We start from the raw sequence: 2,797 nt of genomic DNA, 5'->3' as shown, positions 1-2,797 counted from the left end.
TTTGTTGAGCTCTTAAATATCGTTGTCGACAAAGTCTCAATACATTTCGTTTTTCTTGTTGACTCATCGTTGACCAACTAAAGCGTTCTTGACGACTACGGTAACAACCAATGCAATACCCTTGTAAATTAGATTCACATCGACCAATGCAAGGGCTTGGGATATCGAAGAATTCTAATTGTTCTTGCATTGATTATTCTCCCCAATTATTTGTTACTATAGAGTATAGTAAAAAGAGATATTATCTGCCCATTTACTACAATACTGATGAGTAAAGCGTAAATTGAACTATAGGGCTGTAACGCGTTATAGTACAACACCATCAGTTTATACTGTCGGGTGTCATATTTAACAAACACGAGAGGTTTATATGCGAGTACTTCATACCATGATCCGTGTAGGCGATTTACAACGCTCTATCGATTTTTATACCAAAGTTTTAGGTATGCAACTTCTACGCACCAGTGATAATGAGGAATATAAATACTCGTTGGCTTTTGTTGGCTATGGTGATGAAAGTAGCGGTGCTGTTATTGAATTAACCTATAACTGGGGTGTGACTAGCTACGAAATGGGGACTGCATTTGGCCATGTTGCATTAGGGGTTGATGATGTAGCTGCAACTTGTGAGGCTATCCGTCAAGCGGGGGGTAACGTTACCCGTGAAGCAGGCCCTGTTAAAGGTGGTACAACAATTATCGCCTTTGTAGAAGATCCTGATGGATATAAAATTGAATTAATCGAAAACAAAAGTGCCAGTCAAGCTCTGGGTAACTAAATATTAGTAAAACCAGAAAGGCATTGTATTGCTTTTCTGGTTCCTGATTATTATTAATTTCTGATGTGCTATTTTCATCGGATAAGTACAGTTTAATGCCTGATAAAATAAACCCTAATGAATTATGTAACCGCTTTCGAGGTTACTATCCAGTCGTTATTGATGTTGAAACGGGTGGATTTAATGCCAAAACAGATGGCTTACTTGAAATTGCTGCTATCACTTTAAAAATGGATGAGCAAGGTTGGTTAAAACCTGATAATACATTGCATTTTCATGTAGACCCCTTTGAGGGCGCAAATTTAGAGCCAGCGGCGTTAGAATTTACCGGAATTGATCCTACAAATCCTCTTCGTGGTGCTGTCAGCGAATATGAAGCGTTACACGCCATTTTTAAAATGGTACGTAAAGGAATGAAAGACGCCAACTGTAACCGTGCGATCATTGTGGCTCATAATGCTAATTTTGATCATAGCTTTGTTATGGCGGCAGCTGAGCGAGCAGGTTTAAAGCGTAACCCTTTCCACCCTTTTGCTACTTTTGATACTGCGGCTTTAAGTGGTTTAGTACTAGGACAAACTATTTTAGCGAAAGCCTGTATTACTGCAGGTATCCCCTTTGATAGTAAACTCGCTCATGGGGCTTTATACGATACCAATCGTACATCATTACTGTTTTGTGAATTAGTTAACCGCTGGAAAAAATTAGGTGGTTGGCCACTACCAACGCCCTAATCAAACTTATGTGTTTGGCTGTGCCATATTAAGCGACAAAAAAGAAGCCAGTGCAAATAATGTACTGGCCTCTTTTTTTAATTACGGTCAATTTAAATCATGGTGAAAAACGCAATGGGGATTATGCTTCTTCTTCACCACGGTATTTATCTGCAGTCTCTTTTAATAACTTCTGCAATTCACCGCGCTGATACATTTCTAAGATAATGTCACAACCACCGACTAATTCGCCATCCACCCATAATTGTGGGAAAGTTGGCCAATGAGCATATTTTGGTAGCTCTGCACGAATATCAGGGTTTTGCAAAATATCGACATAAGCAAAACGCTCACCACAAGCAGAAATCGCTTGAACGGCTTGTGCAGAAAATCCACAGCTTGGTAATTTTGGTGATCCTTTCATGTATAACAGGATGGGATTTTCTTTGATTTGGCGTTCAATTTTTTCGATAGTCGTCATTTATTAAGTCCTTACAACCTTTTTATATTCAGTATGTTTTATATTGAGGAAAACATGAAAGAAGAATACCACTTTATATAAGAAAGCTCTATATAAGTTTAGTTATGTATCTAAATCAATAAATTACGGATAAATCACCCTATAATTGATGAGAAAACATACGACAAGGCATGACGATCTGGGAACAAATAAAATAAGATTAATGTTGGCTTAGCGAAAAACGCCGTAAACCCTCGCCCAATGTGAAGTGCCCCCATAAAAAGCACCTAAATAAGTGTATAAATGCACATTACAGTAAAGAACACCAGATAATGTTTTAGTCGACGGATATCTGATGTCCCTGATCACACAAATTTTCAACGTCAATATCAATATCTCGTTAAATTGGATATTGATAAATTTCGTTATTTAATAGGCTTAACAATAATATCCCAACCTGTAGTACCTGAAGCGTGGTAATAATAACCGGCTTTTAATTGCTCTGGTTTTTTACTTGGCCCTTCAGCAACTAAAGTAGATTTCGTTGAGTTATTATCAATACGAATTACACCACCGCGAATACGATCTAATTCATTACCATTGAACAAGGTAATTTGTGGTGAGAAATGCGCATCACTTAAATCAATATGGATAAAAGTGTGCCCTGCATCATAAGCGGCTTTTAATTCTTTATCTGTAATGTCTTTACCATTCTCAAAGGGTAAGTCAAAAAATGCTTTTGGATCAATTTTAGCAGTCATAAATACTCCTTTTTATGAATAAACATCAATCATTAGTTCAATTTAAATTATAGATAATAATTAAACATTCTGATAAATATCCTGC

5 protein-coding genes are annotated in these 2,797 nt (G+C 37.1%); 2 read left to right on the top strand and 3 right to left on the bottom strand.

What is annotated here, in order from left to right; translation table 11 throughout:
• The coding region (locus tag AACU98_RS14540) for a DUF1289 domain-containing protein (protein ID WP_161734995.1) at positions 1-190 on the bottom strand (190 nt) is incomplete at its 3' end.
• 180 nt (positions 191-370) lie between these two features.
• Between AACU98_RS14540 and gloA the strand changes: the two genes are divergently transcribed.
• Together gloA and rnt are read left to right on the top strand one after the other, a co-directional pair.
• Positions 371-778, top strand: a complete 408-nt coding sequence (gene gloA / locus AACU98_RS14535; RefSeq protein ID WP_004248157.1) for a lactoylglutathione lyase — start codon at positions 371-373, stop codon at positions 776-778.
• 95 nt (positions 779-873) lie between these two features.
• Positions 874-1,512 carry a ribonuclease T gene (gene rnt, locus AACU98_RS14530; RefSeq protein WP_004243132.1) on the top strand — a complete coding sequence of 213 codons (639 nt, stop codon included), beginning with the start codon at positions 874-876 and terminating at the stop codon, positions 1,510-1,512.
• Positions 1,513-1,633: 121 nt separating this feature from the next.
• Here the strand turns inward: rnt and AACU98_RS14525 are convergent, their stop codons facing one another.
• Together AACU98_RS14525 and AACU98_RS14520 are read right to left on the bottom strand one after the other, a co-directional pair.
• A complete protein-coding gene (locus tag AACU98_RS14525) occupies positions 1,634-1,972 on the bottom strand; it encodes a Grx4 family monothiol glutaredoxin (protein ID WP_004243134.1) in 339 nt (112 codons plus the stop codon).
• A 404-nt stretch (positions 1,973-2,376) separates the two neighbouring features.
• Positions 2,377-2,712, bottom strand: coding sequence for a hypothetical protein (locus tag AACU98_RS14520; protein WP_004248163.1), 336 nt, complete (start codon positions 2,710-2,712; stop codon positions 2,377-2,379).
• Positions 2,713-2,797 lie beyond the last annotated feature (85 nt).

It is taken from the genome of Proteus sp. G4380, from assembly GCF_963885725.1.
Lineage (GTDB): Bacteria > Pseudomonadota > Gammaproteobacteria > Enterobacterales > Enterobacteriaceae > Proteus > Proteus mirabilis.
This window is presented reverse-complemented; position numbering and strand designations above follow the sequence as displayed.

Coding starts and splice junctions, on each gene's coding strand:
- AACU98_RS14520 (WP_004248163.1), bottom strand. CDS start 2,712: ATGACTGCTAAAATTGATCCAAAAGCATTTTTTGACTTACCCTTTGAG.
- AACU98_RS14525 (WP_004243134.1), bottom strand. CDS start 1,972: ATGACGACTATCGAAAAAATTGAACGCCAAATCAAAGAAAATCCCATC.
- gloA (WP_004248157.1), top strand. CDS start 371: ATGCGAGTACTTCATACCATGATCCGTGTAGGCGATTTACAACGCTCT.
- rnt (WP_004243132.1), top strand. CDS start 874: ATGCCTGATAAAATAAACCCTAATGAATTATGTAACCGCTTTCGAGGT.